Origin of the sequence: Lentzea sp. NPDC092896, assembly GCF_044754905.1 — a bacterium.
Classification (GTDB): Bacteria; Actinomycetota; Actinomycetes; order Mycobacteriales; family Pseudonocardiaceae; genus Lentzea.
On record NZ_JBIVPX010000001.1, the window covers coordinates 990856 to 1005027 of the forward strand.

The window sequence follows — 14172 nt, forward strand, 5'->3', positions numbered from 1 at the left end:
GATGAAGAAGGGGTGGCCGCTTCGGCGGCCACCCCTTCTTCTGTGTCTTCTTCTTACGTCAGTGGCCAGGTGTGCACGGGTTCGTTGGCGTGCATCAGGTCCACATAGGTCCGCAGCATCGTGCGCAACGCGTCCGCCCGGTCCAGGTGCGTGTGGTCGTAGTGCCGGTGGAACTCCCGCGCCTGCCAGGTGGCTCCGTTCACGCCGCTCAGGCACCGCTGCTCGATGACGCCCAGTAAACGGTCGCGCTCCGCCGAGTCGACGCCCCACCGGATCAGTCCCTCGTGCGCGAGCGGCAACAACCGGCGCAGCACCAGTTCCACCACCGGCACGGTGCCGACGCCGGGCCAGTACATCTGCGCGTCCATCCCGTTGCGCGAGGCGGCGTTGAAGTTCTCCTCGGCCGCCTGGAAGCTCATCTGCGACCACAGTGGACGTTCGTCCTCCGCCAGCGCGCGCACCAGCCCGAAGTACAGCGCGGCGTTGGCCAGGGTGTCCACGACGGTCGGTCCGGCCGGCAGCACGCGGTTCTCGACGCGCAGGTGCGGCCGGTCGCGGACCACGTCGTACACCGGCCGGTTCCAGCGGTAGATGGTGCCGTTGTGCAGCTTCAGCTCGCTCAAGGTGGGTGTGTCGCCCTTGTCGAGCACGGCCAGCGGGTCCTCGTCGTCGCAGATCGGCAGCAACGCGGGGAAGTAGCGGACGTTCTCCTCGAACAGGTCGAAGATCGAGTTGATCCACCGCTCGCCGAACCACACGCGCGGCCGCACGCCCTGGGCCTTGAGCTCGTCGCCGCGGGTGTCGGTGGCCTGCTGGAACAACGCGATGCGGGTCTCGCGCCAGAGCTCCTTGCCGAGGAAGAACGGCGAGTTCGCGCCGACGGCGACCTGCACTCCCGCGATGGCCTGCGCGGCGTTCCAGTACGCGGGGAACTGCTCCGGTGACACCTGCAGGTGCAGCTGCGTGCTCGTGCAGGCGGCCTCGGGGACGATCGAGCTGGCCGTGAGGTGCAGCCGTTCGACGCCGTCGATGGAGATCTGCAGGTCCTCGCCCCGCGCGGCCAGCACCTGCTCGTTGAGCAACGCGTAGCGCGGGTTCCCGGAGAGCAGGCCGGGGGAGATGTCCTTGGTGCGCAGGGTCGGCAGGATGCCGTTGATGACCATGTGCGCGCCGACCGCGCGGGCCTTCTCCTCGGCGTCGTTGAGGCTGCGGCGGACCGTCTCCTCGAACGACGTGATGCCGCCGCCCGCGAGCCGGCGCGGGGCCACGTTGATCTCGATGTTCCACTGACCGAGCTCGGTCACGAAGTCCGGGTCGTCGATGACGTCCAGGGCCTCGTGGTTCTTCATCGCCGGATCGCAGTTCTCGTCGATGAGGTTGATCTCGATCTCCAGGCCCGTCATCGGCCTCTCGAAGTCGAAGCGCGCTTCACGCAGCATCCGCGCGAACACGTCGAGGCATCGCCGCACCTTGGTGCGGTACCGCGTGCGGTCCTCGCGCGTGAACTCGTGCTTCGCGACGTCCTCGCCCATGGTGGCCTCCCGGCGGTCGAGGGTTCAGCCCACCACTCTGCACCATGGTTGATCAATCCGACACTCGTGTGTCCTGTTCCGGAACAACACGACATTCCCTAGCCGCGCGCGGGCACCGCGATGACGGTCAGCAGGAGGTCGCCCTGCACCAGCCAGCGGCCGTCGAACCCGGCGATCGGGGTGCCGGGCAGCAGGATGCGCGAGTGGAACGTGCCGTCGGCGTTCAGCGTGATGTCCGCGTCCTCGAACCCGAGCCACTGCTTCGTGACCGGGTACCAGGCCTTGTAGGTGGACTCCTTGGCGCTGAACAGCAGCCGGTCCCAGCAGATCTTCGGGTCGTCGACCTTCAGCCCCGGCATTCGGCGCAGCTCGGCCGGGATGGCGATCGCGCCCAGCACGCCGTCCGGCGCGGGCTTGTGCGGTTCGGCGTCGATGCCGATCGTCTCGAAGTCGCTGTCGCGGGCCAGTGCCGCGGCCCGGTACCCGGCGCAGTGCGTGAGGCTGCCGACGATGCCGGCCGGCCACAGCGGTTCGCGCTTCGGGCCCGGCAGGATCGGGGCGGGCTCGACGTCGAGCCGCCGCATCGCCTCGCGGGCGCACGCGCGGACCGTGCCGAACTCGAACCGGCGCTTGGGCACGGCGTTGCCCAGCAGCGCCTCCTCCTCGGGGAAGAGGTCGGCCGGCTGCTCGTCGTCGTACCGCTCCACGGCCACGATGGGCGGGGGGAGGACCTGCTCCAGCACTTAGGACTCCCGAAGCACGTCGTGCAGCTTCACCTGGGTGGTGCCGCGTGGTTTCCACTCGCGCGGGTAGCCGAGCGAGACCTCGTCGAAGCGCACGCCGTCGTAATGCGTCGTGCGGGGGATGTGCAGGTGGCCGTAGACCATCTCGACCACGTTGAACCGCTTGTGCCAGTCGGCGGTCAGCGTCGTGCCGCACCAGAGCGCGAACTCGGGGTAGCGCAGCACGAACGTGGGGTCGCGGACGAGCGGGTAGTGGTTGATCAGCACGGTCGGGCCGCTGACCTGCGCGAGCCGCTCCTCCGTCTCCTTCACGCGCGCCTGGCACCAGGCCTCGCGGGACGGGTACGGGTCGGGGTGCAGGAAGTACTCGTCCGTGCACACCACGCCCGCCTCGTGCGCGATGGCGAGGGCCGACTTCACGTCCGTGGCACCGTGCGGCCGAAAGGAGTAGTCGTAGCCGAGGAAAAGTGGACAGACGGTGACCGGCCCCTGGGGACCGTCGAACGTGACGTACGGGTCCTCCGGCGTGATGACGTCGAGGCTGCGGCACAGCTCCACGAGCTGCTTGTAGCGCATCTCGCCGCGGGCCTGGTTGGGGTCGTCCTTGGTGGTCCACAGCTCGTGGTTGCCCGGCGACCAGATCAGCTTCGCGAACTTCGGCCGGAGGGTGGCGAGCGTCCACTCGATGTCGGCGAACTTCTCCCCGATGTCCCCGGCGATGATCAGCCAGTCGGTCTCGTCCGGTGAGGCGATCGTCTCCACGACCTGGCGGTTGTCCTGGTAGGAGACGTGCAGGTCGCTGGTGGCCAAGAGCTTCACAGTTCGACGGTATCTGTGGCGTCAACGACCGGATCATTACCCTCCGGTGGGCCACTCGATCGTGAGAGCGGTACCACGACCGGTTATCCGTTCGTCGCAGACAGTGCGCCACTCGTCTCAACAGGGCAAGCCGCGTATCGCCGCCGCACGCCCGTTCATCGCCTTTTATGGCCTACGTACTTACCTGTTTTCTGGCCGCCTTCTTACTGTGAGCGCTGTCACCTGACGGAAAAGTCCTGGCGGAGGACCCCATGACCGACTCGCAGTTCGCTCGCACCCCGGACCCGCGCCTCGCGCGCCAGGTCCCGCCCCGTCAGGTGCCAGGACGCCCGGTTCCCCCACGCCAGGCGCCCGCGGGTCAGATCCCGCCGCGCCAGGCGGCGGTGGGCCAGGCTCCCACCCGCTACGGCCAGCCGGTCGACCCGCGCCTCGCGGGCAACCCGTCGTTCCGCCGCACGGTGGGCGCCGAGATCGCCCGCCACGCGCAGCAGCACCAGGCCTACGCCGTCCCCCAGCGCCGCACCACGGCCGAGGACACCGCACTGGCCACCCTGCTCCGCTCCCGTCAGCGCGCCGAGTCCGCCCGCCAGGACCAGCGGCCCGCCGACGTGGCGCAGCGCCCCGACTCGTGGATGCGCACGTCCGCCTGGCCCGAGTCCGGCCTGGAGGCCGGCCGCGGTGACGTGATCGACCAGCTCTCCGCCCGTCTCGTCTCGGCGAACCTCTGGGCGGTCGTCGAGCCGCTCATCCCGCCGGCCAAGGTCCGTCGTCAGGGCGGCGGCCGCGGCCGGGTGTGCAGCCGTTCGGTGTTCACCGCGATCGTGTTCGTGCTGTCGTCCGGGTGCGCCTGGCGGCACCTGCCGGCGTCGTTCGGCGTGACCGTGCCGACCGTGCACCGGCGGTTCCAGGAGTGGACCGACCTGGGCCTGTGGGTCCGGCTTCGCCGCGCCGCGGCCGAGGGCGCGTGCGGGACCGACGAGATCGACTGGATCCGCGCGGTGCTGGACGCGGCGGACCGCCGGGCCGCGAAGGCCGCCAGCTGACCGCTGGTTCGCAAGCTTCGCCGGAGTCACCCTGAGGAAGGGTGGCTCCGGCGTTTTCGTGCGCTCACATGCCGTTGATGCCCGCGTGGTACTTCGGCACCCGCACGGTGATCTTCGTGCCCAGCCCGCACGCCGTCTCCACGACCAGCCCGTACTCGTCGCCGTACACGCGCCGCAGCCGCTCGTCGATGTTGCCCAGGCCGATGCCGGCCGACTCGTCCACCTGCCCGGCCAGTGTCCGGCGCAGCTTCTCCGGGTCCATGCCGATGCCGTCGTCCTCGATGGTGATGTGCGCTTCGGCGCCGCCGTCGTTCGCGTAGATCTGGATGTGGCCCGGCTCGACCTTGCCCTCCATGCCGTGCCGGACGGCGTTCTCCACCAGCGGCTGCAGGCACAGGAACGGCACGGTCACCGGCAGCACCTCGGGCGCCACCTGCAGCGTCACCTTCAGGCGTTCGCCGAAGCGGGCGCGTTCCAGGGCCAGGTACTGGTCGATCGAGCGCAGTTCCTCGGCCAGGGTCGTGAAGTCGCCGTGGCGGCGGAACGAGTAGCGGGTGAAGTCCGCGAAGTCGAGGAGCAGGGTCCGGGCGCGCTCCGGGTTCGTGCGGACGTAGGAGGCGATGGCGGACAGCGAGTTGTAGATGAAGTGCGGCGAGATCTGCGCGCGCAGGGCCCGCACCTCCGCCTCCACCAGCCGGGTGCGGGAGCGGTCCAGCTCGGCCAGTTCCAGCTGGCCGGCCGCCCACCGCGCCACCTGGTTCGTCGCGCGCACGAGTCCGGCCGAGGCCTCGCGGGAGTAGGCGGCCAGGGTGCCGACCACGCGGCCCTCGACGGTCAGCGGGGCGACGACCGCGCAGTTGATCGGGCAGTTCGGTTCGGTGCAGCCGATGTCGAACGCCTGGGTGCGGCCGGTCTGGAAGACGTCCTCCGCCTGCGCCATGGCCTCGGCCGCGTGGTGGTCGGAGACGCCTTCCCAGGCCACGACCTCCGTCTCGTCGGTCAGGGCGAGAGCGGGCGTGTCCAGCAACGTGCGCAGGTGCCGCGCGGACTTCTTCGCCGCGTCGGGAACGAGGCCGGCGCGCAGCGGGGGAGCGGCGGACCAGGCCGTGTGCAGGGTCTCGTAGGTGACGCGCTGGGCCTCGGTCGAGAGCGACTGCTTGTTGCGCGTGCCTCGCCACAGGACGAGCACGGCCGCTCCGCCCACGAACAGGATCGCGGCGGCGGTGAGGAAGTCCTGCATGTCACCCCTAGCTTCGCTCGTCGCCCGAGTTCGAGCTTGAGCTGTCCAGCCCGAGGTTCTCGGGCGCGTGGAGCTTGACCATCGTGCGCTGCACCCCTGGCGGAACGTGCCGTTGGGTGAGCAGGGAGACGACGTACATGACCGTGAAGCCGAGCGGGACCGTCCACGCGGCGGGGCGGGAGAGCAGGATCTCGTACCAGGCGTCGCCGGTGTCGGTGAACATCGTGACGAGGCCCGCGGTCAGCGCGGGCACGCCGCCCGCGAGCATGCCGGCGATGGCGCCGACCGTGGTGATGCGGCTCGACCAGATCCCCAGCATCAGCAAGGGGCACAACGAGGACGCGGCGACGGCGAACGCGAGGCCGACCATGTCCGCGACGGGCATTCCGGTCGACACGAACGTCATCGCCAGCGGCACGAGGCCCGCGAGCACCGTGGAGATCCGGAACCCGCGCACGCCGCCCAGGCGCAGCACGTCCTGCGAGAGCACGCCCGCCAGCGACACGACCAGGCCCGACGACGTGGAGAGGAACGCCGCGAACGCACCGCCCGCCACCAGAGCGCCGAGCAGCTCACCGCCGATCCCGTCGATCATCCGCGTCGGCAGCACCAGCACCACGGCGTCGGTCTGGCCGGTCATCAGCAACTCGGGGGTGTAGAGCCGGCCGAGCGCCCCGTACATCGGAGGCATCAGGTAGAAGACGGAGAGCAGGCCGAGCACGATCAACGTCGTGCGGCGTGCGGCGGTGCCGTTCGGGTTGGTGTAGAAGCGCACGATCACGTGCGGCAGGCCCATGGTGCCCAGGAACGTCGCGATGATGAGCGAATAGGCCCCGTACAACGGGAAGTCCTGGCCGCTCGACATCGGCAGCGACCACATCTCGTTGGTGTTGTGCGCCATTGTGGACAGATGCGGGACGGGCGCGTCTTTCGGGAACGTGAACTCCGAGCCCTGCCCGATGCGGTGGTAGCCCTCGGTCAGCACGATGCCGGTGTTCTCGATGCGCACGCCGTCGACGTCGCCGGTGCCCTTGATGAAGAGGGCCTTCTCGGCGTGGATGGTGGTCTGGCGCTGGAACGCGACCTCGGTGTCCTGCCGGAACATCGGGTACTCGGGCTTGGTCAGCGAGTCGGCGCCGTGCGCCTGCCACACGACGATCAGGAACACGATCGGCACGGTGATCGCGGTGAGCTTGAGCCAGTACTGGAACGCCTGCACGAACGTGATCGACCGCATCCCGCCGGACATCACGTTCACCGTCACGACCACCGTGACCACCAGCGCGCCCAGCCAGTCCGGCGCGCCCGTCACCGTGTTCAGCGTCAGGCCCGCGCCTTCCAGCTGCGGCAACAGGTACAGCCAGCCGATCGCCAGCGCCAGGATCGACGCGACCGCGCGCACGCCGCGGGAACGGAAGCGCGCTTCGGCGAAGTCCGGCAGCGTGTAGGCGCCGGACCGCCGCAGCGGCGCGGCGACCATCGTCAGCAGCACCAGGTACCCGGCGGTGTAGCCGACCGGGAACCACAGCATGTCCGGCCCGTACGCGAAGATCAGCCCGGCGATGCCGACGAACGACGCCGCCGAGAGGTACTCACCGCCGATCGCCGAGGCGTTCCACCACGGCGAGACCGTGCGCGAGGCGACGTAGAAGTCGGACGTGGTGCGGGAGACGCGCAGTCCGTAGGTGCCGACCAGGATCGTGCCCAGTGCGACGACCAGCACCGCCACGATGGCGTAACCACTCGTCATGGACGTTCGACCAGCTCCGCGAACTCGCGCTCACTGCGTTCGGCCTGCCGCACGTAGAACCAGCCGGCCAGCAGCAGCATCGGGCACGTCGCCACGCACAGCAGGAACCACGGCAGGCCGAGCCCGAGGATCCGGAACTTGCCGAACTCCGGCTCGATCGCGAACAGCAGCGGCAACAGACCCAGGGCGCCGCACGCCACCAGGCAGACCGAGATGCCCAGCCGTCGTTGCGCCCGGATCAGCGTGCGCATGTAGACGGCACCGAGCTCGCTCTGCTCGTTGATCTCGCGCGTGCCCGAGTACGGGCGGCGCGCACGGGGTGCCCGCGTGCGCGGGCTCGTCACCACCACGCGCTGGGTCGGCCTCGGGTCCGGCCGCCGGGGTGGTGGCGTCGTCACGACCCGAGCCCGTTCCTCGGTTGCAGAACACCGCCGCTGCCCGACACGGGCGTGGGCCGGGCGCGGCGGACGAGCAGTTGCCGCAGGTGCCGGGCGTGCCGGCGGCTGACCGGCAGCACCGCGCCGCCGATCGTGACGCTCAGGTGCCCGTCCTCCAGCCGCAGTTCGTCGATGTGGCCGAGCGACACCAGGTGACTGCGGTGGATGCGGACGAACCCGGCGCTGCGCCAGCGTTCCTCGAGCCCGTTCAACGCCGCGCGCACGAGGCCGCTGCCGGTCGCGGTGTGCAGGCGGGCGTAGTCGCCGTGCGCCTCCACGTACCGGATGTCGGCGAGGCGGATGAACCGGGTGACGCCGCCGAGCTCGACGGGGATGACCTCGTCACCCATCTCCGGCGGCGTGGAGTTCGCGGGCTGCGCGGGCGCAGGGGAGGCGGGTTCGGCAGCGGTCTTGGAGTCCCAGACCTCGTGCACGATGCGGTGCACGGACTCGGCGAGCCGTTCCGCGCGCACGGGCTTGAGCAGGTAGTCGAGCGCCTTGAGTTCGAACGCCTCCACCGCGGGCTGCTGGTGCGCCGTCACGAACACCACGGGTGGCGGCTGCGCGAACCGCGACAGCACGCGGGCGAGGTCGAGACCGTCCAGCCCTGGCATGCGGATGTCGAGGAACACCGCGTCCAACGGCTGCCCGGCGTCCATCGCGCGGTGCAGCACCCGCAGCGCCTTGGTGGCGTCGGTGACCGCTTCCACGTGGGCGATGCGCGGATCGGAGCGCAACAGGTAGGTGAGGTCTTCCAGCGCGGGCGCCTCGTCGTCGACGGCGAGCACCCGCAGGGAGCGCTCGAGGCTGCCACGTCGATCCGGCCCCTCGCAGATGGGGCAGGGCAGACCTGAGGTCATTCGAGATCGAGTCCAAACTGTGTACGGCCGATCCTCACGTGGCAGCGATTGGACCACGCTCGGTCATCGCGCGCCTGGTGAGCCGTGGGCGTCGGATACGCGATCATGCCCCCTCACGGAGGGTGACCCGCCGCGGGGGTCCGGTTGCGCACCGTGTGCACCACGAGCACCCCTCCCGCCCTGAAAGCCCGATCGGGCGCATCATCCGCCAGGGAGAGGAGGAGCGGAAACCCTCCGATCGGGTGTGTCTCGGTGAGGATCTGCGAACCCTCGGTGAACTCAGCCGTCAGCGGAGGCGAAAGATCCAGTCAGGGCTGCCGGATCGCACGGGGCTGGGCCGCCAGCGCGTCACCGAGCGTGATCTCCAGCTCGATGAACGACTCCTCGGCGCGGCGGGCGGCGACGCTCACGGAGGCGGCGGCGGCCGGGCCGACCAGTCTGCGGGTGGGCGCGCGGAGCGCCTGAATCGCCTCGGACCACTGGTTCGACAGCTTGGCGAGGCCGCTCAGCGTGTCCACCAGGTCCTCGGTGTTGTCCGGCGGTGACGCGACGATCTCCGCCAGCCGGTCGCGCAAGGCGTCCAGTGCCGGGTCCACGGATTCCTCCAGTCGTGCTGCGCCAGACATTTCCTGCTGGGCATCACCATATCTCGACCACTGTGGCCCAGTGCAATGATGTTGCCCCAGGAGGACTACCCGGTCAATCGATTGCGCAATCGTCTCATTTGGCGCTTGTCTCAACTGGCGCGCACTTATGGCCGTCGGCTGAAATGAACGGATTTCGGCGTTTAGTCGACGTTTCCCGACACCGTGTCGGTTCTACGTGCCTGGTAGGCCCGGCGATACGGGTGGCGCCGGGCCTACCGGGTGTGTCCTGGGCCGCAGGAATCACGGCATTGAGTTACGTCGGCCGAGGGACTTCTCGACCGACGTATTAACTCTCTTGCTGCAATGCGGCGCGGTGGAGCGCACGCGGAGTTCCGTCGTTCGGTTCAGGTGGAAATAGTGGCGAGTTCCACTAGGACGCGGCGGGCGTGCCGCGGGTCTCGTCCTCCCAGCCCGGCACCGGCGAGCCGAACGCGCTCCCCGTCGACTTCCACGTCCACAGCTGCGTCCTGCCACCGACGGTCCGCACAGCGGCGATGTCCTCCTTGCCGTCGAGGTCGAAGTCACCCGCGGTGAACACCGGCGCGGCCAGAGCGCCGCTCCACCAGGTGCGCGCGGCGAAGTCCGCGGCGGTGTGGACGACCAGCTTCGTGCCGCTCGCGGCCACCACGTCCCCGCGGCCGTCGCCGTCCACGTCGGCGGCCACCAGCGTGACGTCGGCGGCGCGGTAGTCGCCGCCCTGCCAGCGAACCTCGCCCGCCCCGAACGCGGTCCCTGACGACGCGTAGGTCCGCACGCTCGTGGTGCCGTTCTCGTCCCGGACCTCGGCGAGGTCGGCCTTGCCGTCGCCGTCGAAGTCACCGGCGACGATCTTGCCGGTCACGCCCTCCAGCCACGTCGCGGGCGCGCTCAGGTCGGCACCGCGGAACACCAGCACCCGCGAGCCGGTGGCGGCCGCGACGTCGGCCTTGCCGTCGCCGTCGAAGTCGCCGGACGTGAACCGGGCCTGGTCCAGCGGCAGAGCACCGGTCCACGGCACGGGCGGCGCTCCCAGGCGGTTGCCGTCGGACTGGATCACGATCAAGCGGGTGTTGTCCCCGCTGCGCTGGAACTGGACCACCTCGCTGCGACCGTCCCCGTTGAAGTCGCCCCGCACGTGCGGACCCCACTGCTCGGACCCCGAGGAGATGCCGGTGTCGTAGAGCTGCGTGCCGGCGTGGAAACCACCGTCGCGCGCCGTCACGTTCCAGATGGTCATCCGGCCGAAGTCGTGGCGCTGCATGAAGGTCACGTCCGCGCGGCCGTCACCGTTGAGGTCACCGCGCACGTGCGGCTGCGGAGTCACGGGATCCAGAGCCGCCACGTCCCAGCTGTTGTTGTAGCTGCTGACATTGCCCGCCCGGTCGACCGCCCGTGCGTAGAAGAAGGACCACCAGCCCACGTCGTCGCGCTGCACCGTCACCGGGACGACCGCGCGGCCGTCCTGCCCGGCCTTGACGAAGGTGGTCGCCGAGTCCTGCTGCAGCCCGAACTGGTAGCCGTAGACGTCGTCGCCGGGGGTGGCGGGGGACAGGGTGATCGTCCCCGTGGTGCCCGCCGGGATCGCCGGCTCGCCGTTCGGGTAGTCCGTCGAGGAGATCTGCGGCTTGCCCGGCCTGACCGAGTCGACCTGGAACCAGCACTCGGCGCTGTACGGGCCGGTGTCCGTGCCGTCAGAGGTCTTCGCGCGGTAGCTGTACTTCTCGCCGTGCTTGAGCAGGCCCGCGGGCAGTTCCGGCCACGAGAACGCCGATCCCGGCGTGGTCGGGCCGACGGTGCTGGTGTGCACCGTGGTTCCCGCCGCGTCACGGATCTCCAGCGTGGTGCTCACGTTGTCGTCGTCCAGGTCCTTGGCCCTGCCCGAGAACTGGCTCGGCGGAGGCATGACCGTCGGCGCGTCCGCCGTTCCACACGCACGCGGATATGAGGTGTTCACGACCGGCACGCTCGGCGCGTTGTTGTAGTCCACGACGAGGACCACGCTCTTGGGCACGATCGCCTTGCCGTACGCGGAGTCGTGCTCCTGCTGCGCCCGCAACCCGAACCCGATCGACCCGGCCCGTTCGTCGGCAACCCGCTGGACCACCTGCCTCATCTGGTCGCTCTCGAACCCCAGCGGCGTGTTGAACTCACCGCACGCCTGCGCGGCCCCGGTCGCGACCTGGGTGCGCCAGAGATCAGCCGAGGTCCGCCAGGTCAGCGGCCTGGCCGGGTCGATCGCGCCGGTGTTCCACAACTGGACGGACGTCTCGTCGCACGACTCGGTGCGGTCGACGACCAGGTAGACGCTGACCTTGATGATCCGTGCACCGGCCAGATGCCGCGTGTCGAACTGGAACAGCGACCGCCACACGCCACCGTCGATCGTGCCGGCGCGGACCGTCCCCCGGTCGGTCTCCCAGTACGAGGTGTCCGGCCGCAGCTCGTTCACCTGCGTCCACGCGACCGGTTCGGCCGAGTGGGACACGGCCTGGACCGGCGGTGTGATCAGTGTCAGGAACAGCGCCAACAGCGCGCCGAAAGACAGAATTCTTCGCACGAGTCTCCCCCTCGCTCATGAATGCTGCATCGCATCCACGCGCGAGGGAGAGGTTCGGTTGCCTATGTACTACAGCCTGCCGACGTCGGTGATGACCACGACCGCCTCGCCGAGTTCGTCCGACGCGGCCAGGTCGACCTCGGCGTTGAAGCCCCAGTCCTTGTCCCCGGCCGGGTCCTCGAAGATCTGCCGGCACACCCAGCGCTCGCGCTCGACGTTGATGATCAGGAACGCCGGGCCGCGCGCGTTCGGGCCCGCGCCGATGTCCGAGTGCTCCTCGAAGTACGGCTCCAGCGCGTCCATCCACTCCTTGGCCGTCCAGCCCGACTCGTGGTCGAGCTCGCCCAGGGAGTACCAGTCGCGCTTGGCGGCCAGTTCGACGCGGCGGAACAGCGCGTTGCGGACCAGCACGCGGAACGCGCGGACGTTGCGCGTGACCGCGGGCGGCAGGTCGACGCGCACCTCCTCGACCGGGGCGTCCGGGTTGGTGAGCTTCTCCCACTCGTCGATCAGCGACGAGTCGACCTGGCGGACGAGCTCGCCCAGCCACGAGATCAGGTCGTTGAGCTCCTCGGTCTTCGCCTCGTCCGGCACCGTCTGCGACAGCGCCTTGTAGGCGTCGGCCAGGTACCGCAGCACGAGGCCCTCGGAGCGTGCGAGGCCGTAGAACGCCACGTACTCCGTGAACGTCATCGCGCGCTCGTACATGTCCCGCACGACGGACTTGGGGGACAGGTCGTAGTCGCCGACCCACGGGTGGCCGCGGCGGTAGGTGAAGAACGCGGCGTCGAGCAGTTCGGCGAGCGGCTTCGGGTACGTGACCTCGTCCAGCATCTCCATCCGCTGGTCGTACTCGATGCCGTCGGCCTTCATCGCGCCGATGGCCTCGCCTCGAGCCTTGTGCTCCTGCGAGCTCAGGATCTGCCGCGGGTTGTCCAAAATGGACTCGATCACCGACAGCACGTCCAGCTCGTAGCCCGGTGCCTCGCGGTCGAGCAGTTCGACCGCGGCCAGCGCGAACGGCGACAGCGGCTGGTTCAGCGCGAAGTTGAACTGCAGGTCGACGGTGAGCTGGAACTCCTCGCCGTGGCGTTCGACGACGCCCGCCGCGACCAGCGCCTTGTACATCGCGAGCGCGCGGCGGATGTGCTTGAGCTGCTTCGGACGGTCCTCGTGGTTGTCCTCGAGCAGGTGCCGCATCGCCTGGAACGCGCCGCCCTGCGGGCGGCCGATCACGTTGAGCAGCATCGCGTGCGAGACCTGGAACGACGACGTGAGCGGCTCCGGTTCGGCGCCGACGAGCCGTTCGAACGTCGACTCGCTCCACGACACGAACCCGTCCGGAGCCTTCTTGCGCACGACCTTGCGGCGCTTCTTCGGGTCGTCGCCGGCCTTGGCCAGCGCCTTGATGTTCTCGACCTCGTGCTCCGGCGCCTGCACGACGACGGTGCCGATGGTGTCGAAGCCCGCGCGCCCCGCCCGTCCGGCGATCTGGTGGAACTCACGGGCCTTGAGGATGCGCGTGCGCGTGCCGTCGTACTTCGAGAGAGCGGTGAACACGACCGTGCGGATCGGGACGTTGATGCCGACGCCGAGCGTGTCCGTCCCGCAGATGACCTTCAGCAGACCGGCCTGCGCGAGCTGCTCGACCAGGCGGCGGTACTTCGGCAGCATGCCGGCGTGGTGCACGCCGATGCCGTGCCGGACCAGCCGCGACAGCGTCTTGCCGAACCCGGCCGAGAACCGGAAGTTGCCGATCGTCGCGGCGATCTGCTCCTTCTCCGGCTTCGTGGCGACGTTGACGCTCATCAGCGACTGCGCGCGCTCCAGAGCGGCGGCCTGGGTGAAGTGCACGACGTAGATCGGTGCCTCACGGCCGTGCAGCAGGTCTTCGATCGTCTCGTGCAACGGCGTGGAGACGTACTGGAAGTTCAACGGCACCGGGCGCTGCGCCGAACGGACCACCGCCGTCGGCCTGCCGGTGCGGCGCGTCAGGTCCTTCTCGAAGAACGAGACGTCGCCCAGCGTCGCCGACATCAGCAGGAACTGGGCCTGCGGCAGCTCGACGATCGGCACCTGCCAGGCCCAGCCGCGGTCGGGCTCGCTGTAGAAGTGGAACTCGTCCATCACGACCTGGCCGACGTCGGCCGTGTGGCCGTCGCGCAGGGCGATGTTCGCGAGGATCTCCGCGGTGCAGCAGATGATGGGCGCCTGGTCGTTGACGCTGGCGTCGCCGGTCATCATGCCGACGTTCTCCGGCCCGAAGATCTCGCACAGCGCGAAGAACTTCTCCGAGACCAGGGCCTTGATCGGCGCGGTGTAGAAGCTGCGCTGGTTGGCCGCCATCGCGACCAGGTGGGCGCCGATCGCCACCAGGCTCTTGCCCGACCCCGTGGGGGTGCTGAGGATGACGTTGGCCCCCGAGACGAGCTCGATGACCGCTTCCTCCTGCGCCGGGTACAGCGCGAGGCCGCGCTCAGTCGCCCAGTGGGAGAAGGCGTCGAACAGTTCGTCTTCGTCGGCGATCGAGGTGAGCCGGTCCGTAAGTGCAGTCATCGCAGGTGA

At 69.6% G+C, this 14172-nt stretch carries 10 protein-coding genes and 1 pseudogene; 1 reads left to right on the forward strand and 10 read right to left on the reverse strand.

Features of this window, described 5'->3' with window-relative positions; genetic code table 11:
* Positions 1-53: 53 nt before the first annotated feature.
* From ACIQF0_RS04270 to ACIQF0_RS04280, 3 genes are all read right to left on the reverse strand, one after another.
* Complete coding sequence (locus ACIQF0_RS04270; protein ID WP_360032582.1) at positions 54-1532, reverse strand: glutamate--cysteine ligase; 1479 nt, start codon at positions 1530-1532, stop codon at positions 54-56.
* A 98-nt stretch (positions 1533-1630) separates the two neighbouring features.
* Positions 1631-2275: a 4'-phosphopantetheinyl transferase superfamily protein gene (locus ACIQF0_RS04275; protein ID WP_360032585.1), complete on the reverse strand. Its 645-nt coding sequence runs from the start codon at positions 2273-2275 to the stop codon at positions 1631-1633.
* On the reverse strand, positions 2276-3094 hold the full coding sequence (locus ACIQF0_RS04280) for a metallophosphoesterase family protein (protein WP_401024295.1): 819 nt from the start codon (positions 3092-3094) through the stop codon (positions 2276-2278).
* A gap of 683 nt (positions 3095-3777) precedes the next feature.
* Here ACIQF0_RS04280 and ACIQF0_RS04285 point away from each other — a divergent pair.
* Positions 3778-4134 (forward strand): annotated as a pseudogene (locus tag ACIQF0_RS04285) (transposase); the annotation flags it as partial.
* Between the two features lie 67 nt (positions 4135-4201).
* On the opposite strand, the gene ACIQF0_RS04290 reads toward ACIQF0_RS04285, so the two are convergent.
* The 7 genes from ACIQF0_RS04290 to ACIQF0_RS04320 form a co-directional block, all read right to left on the reverse strand.
* The gene (locus tag ACIQF0_RS04290; RefSeq protein ID WP_360032591.1) at positions 4202-5377 is read right to left on the reverse strand and encodes a histidine kinase; all 1176 of its coding nucleotides are present in this window, start codon (positions 5375-5377) and stop codon (positions 4202-4204) included.
* A gap of 7 nt (positions 5378-5384) precedes the next feature.
* The gene (locus tag ACIQF0_RS04295) at positions 5385-7127 is read right to left on the reverse strand and encodes a cation acetate symporter (protein WP_401024298.1); all 1743 of its coding nucleotides are present in this window, start codon (positions 7125-7127) and stop codon (positions 5385-5387) included.
* Positions 7124-7525: a hypothetical protein gene (locus ACIQF0_RS04300; protein ID WP_360032597.1), complete on the reverse strand. Its 402-nt coding sequence runs from the start codon at positions 7523-7525 to the stop codon at positions 7124-7126. The genes ACIQF0_RS04295 and ACIQF0_RS04300 overlap by 4 nt, the downstream gene beginning before the upstream one ends.
* Positions 7522-8424 (reverse strand): LytR/AlgR family response regulator transcription factor, encoded by a 903-nt coding sequence (locus ACIQF0_RS04305; RefSeq protein WP_401024301.1) that lies wholly within the window; start codon positions 8422-8424, stop codon positions 7522-7524. Before ACIQF0_RS04305 ends, ACIQF0_RS04300 begins: the two co-directional genes overlap by 4 nt.
* Positions 8425-8732: 308 nt before the next feature.
* Positions 8733-9020, reverse strand: a complete 288-nt coding sequence (locus ACIQF0_RS04310) for a hypothetical protein (protein ID WP_401024304.1) — start codon at positions 9018-9020, stop codon at positions 8733-8735.
* A 421-nt stretch (positions 9021-9441) separates the two neighbouring features.
* Positions 9442-11607, reverse strand: a complete 2166-nt coding sequence (locus ACIQF0_RS04315; protein WP_401024307.1) for an FG-GAP-like repeat-containing protein — start codon at positions 11605-11607, stop codon at positions 9442-9444.
* Positions 11608-11676: 69 nt separating this feature from the next.
* A complete protein-coding gene (locus ACIQF0_RS04320; RefSeq protein WP_401024310.1) occupies positions 11677-14163 on the reverse strand; it encodes a DEAD/DEAH box helicase in 2487 nt (828 codons plus the stop codon).
* Positions 14164-14172: the final 9 nt, after the last annotated feature.